At 52.6% G+C, this 2,409-nt stretch carries 1 pseudogene; it reads right to left on the bottom strand.

Annotated features, from left to right (window positions below):
* Nucleotides 1-434: 434 nt before the first annotated feature.
* Nucleotides 435-2,409: pseudogene (locus H511_RS24085) on the bottom strand (hypothetical protein); the annotation flags it as partial.

The raw sequence follows: 2,409 nt of genomic DNA, 5'->3' as shown, positions 1-2,409 counted from the left end.
TTGTATTGTGATAGTAGTAAGATGCCGATGTGTTTATATTCACCTGAAAAGCAAATTGACACATTGGGATTTCTTCTGCGCCATAGATGATGCTTTTGCCTTCATTATTCTTCAATAACATCCCAAAGCTCATCGTTCGACTACTCCCAAAATCATGAAATATTCGCCGCCTTCACCCCCTTGATCTGAATTAGTAACCTGCCTCCAGCTAATTGAACCATCAGAGTGTCGCGTAACAACACTAGCCTTGTACCCCAATGATGGACAACTTGAAACAACCCAACGGAAAGATCCAGAATAAGAGCCATACGGCCATATCCGGCCCGATGGCTCAGTATAAGTATCCACATGCTTTACTTGAACAATATTCCTGACTTGATAGCCATACAATTGTTCTCGCCCATATTGATCGAATGTTTGCAATCCAAACGACATTAAAGCCTTCCTAATCTAACCCTTAAATTTGCCCCGTCATAAACATCAATCCTGTCACCGTTTATTTCCATTCGCGATCCAGACGTCGCTGACCGAATAACGGTGTGCCCTGTCGATGAAACCGAAAATCTATCATTCACGTTCAACGTCGTGCCGTTTAATGCCCCGCCCGTGATCACCGGCGACGTAATAGACACACCCGCAACCACATCATCAGCGACAATGTGCTGCGACTCTAACACCTCAATAGACGCTTTTTCGATGAGGGCGCGGGGCATGATGACAGCGCCGTTATCAATGGCGAACATCGGGGTTTTACTGCCGGTTGGGTTGTTCGGGTCATAAGCGAACACCTGGCTGGCTGCGATCATCACTTGGCTGGTCCCATCACTACCCGCGACCAAACCGATCCCCGCGTCAATATCGCCAGCTGTGGCCTTGACGTTCCATAATGCTTGGTACGCCTCAGAACCGTCATCGTTGATCGTGGCTATGGCCTGCTCTGTTGTCTGCAGGCGGGCCGACAAACCGCCTTCGCCGTCGATATCCGACTCAACGGTTGTCACCCGCTGGGATAGGGCGTTATTGTTGGTGGTGACTGTCGTTGATAGGGTGTTGATGTTGCTCTGTAGCGTGGCGTCAGCCGCCTTGTACTGTGACTCAATGGTGTCCATGCGCTGAGCTGAGGCGGTGTTGTTGTTCGCCACGGTTTGCGTCAGGGTGCCGACAGTGGCGTTCGTCGCGGCGTCTGCCGACTTATACGCGGCTTCAACATTGTCCACGCGTGTGCTGATCGCCTGCTTGTTGTTGGCCACTGTGGTTGAAAGGCTGCTGACACTCGCGTTCGTCGCTGTGATTGCTGCATTTACACCACTGATCTCATCATTCAGAGTATCCAGTACAGCGTCATCTGCAGACTGATAACCTGCCTCGATGTTATCCATGCGCGTGCTCTGCGCCTGGTCTTTTGTCGTGACCGTTTGCGACAGCGACGTGATAGACGCATTTGCCGTAGCGATATCATCCGCCAACCCATCATCAGCGGCTTTGTAACTGGCCTCGATCTGGTCCATGCGTGAGGCGCTGGCAGACTCGTTATTCGCTACGGTCTGAGCCAGGGAGGTTAGGCTTGCGTTCGTCGCAGTGTCAGCGGCCTTATAATTCGCCTCAATGATATCCACACGGCTTGCCAGCGCCCCGTTTGCGTCAACCAGCGTTTGCTCCAGGGTTGAGATCTTGGCGTTCGTCTCAACTTTCTCACCCTCAGAGCGCACGGTATAACTCGTATCCGAAACTTTGAGGTGCTTACTCATGATGCGATCAGTGGTGGCGTCTACAGTCGCCTGTTCTGTCACTGTGCCGGTGAACTCCCCGTACTCCACTTCAAACTGCTCAACCCGTTCGGCAAGGGCTTGGTCAGCGCTGGTCAGGGCTGTTTCAGCTGCTGTGATCGCAGCATGAGCGGCAGTGTCACCGGCTTTGTAATCAACCTCCACCTGATCAATGCGTTCAGCCAGGGCGCTGTCACCATCCGTAATAACTTGCTCTAATGAGTTAATTCGCCCACTCGCGGCGGTGTCTGCCGCTTTGTAGTCCGCCTCGACCGTATCAATGCGCTGGGCCATTGCCGTGTCAGCGTCGGTAACGACTTGCTCAAGCGTGGCCAGGTTCGCCGCTGCCGCTGTATCTGCTGCCTTGTAATCAGCTTCTACAGAGTCTAAGCGGGAGGCAAGGGCGCTATCGGCGTCTGATAGTGCTTGCTCCACTGCAATAACGTTCGCAGCGGCTGCGCTATCAGCGGCTTTGTATGCCACATCCAGCGCGTTGATTCGGGAACTTAACGCAGAGTCGCCATCCAGTACCGTTTGTTCCAGGTCCGTGATTGCTGTTGCGTGGTTTGCGTCAGCAATGTCTAACTCGGCTTTTGCTTGGTTTAGCGCGTCATTCAGGGTGTTAATATTGAGCTGTAGTGTC

Origin of the sequence: Photobacterium halotolerans DSM 18316, from assembly GCF_000425165.1 — a bacterium.
Classification (GTDB): Bacteria; Pseudomonadota; Gammaproteobacteria; order Enterobacterales; family Vibrionaceae; genus Photobacterium; species Photobacterium halotolerans.
Note: the sequence above shows the minus strand (reverse complement) of the source record. Positions and strands in the feature narration are given on the sequence as shown.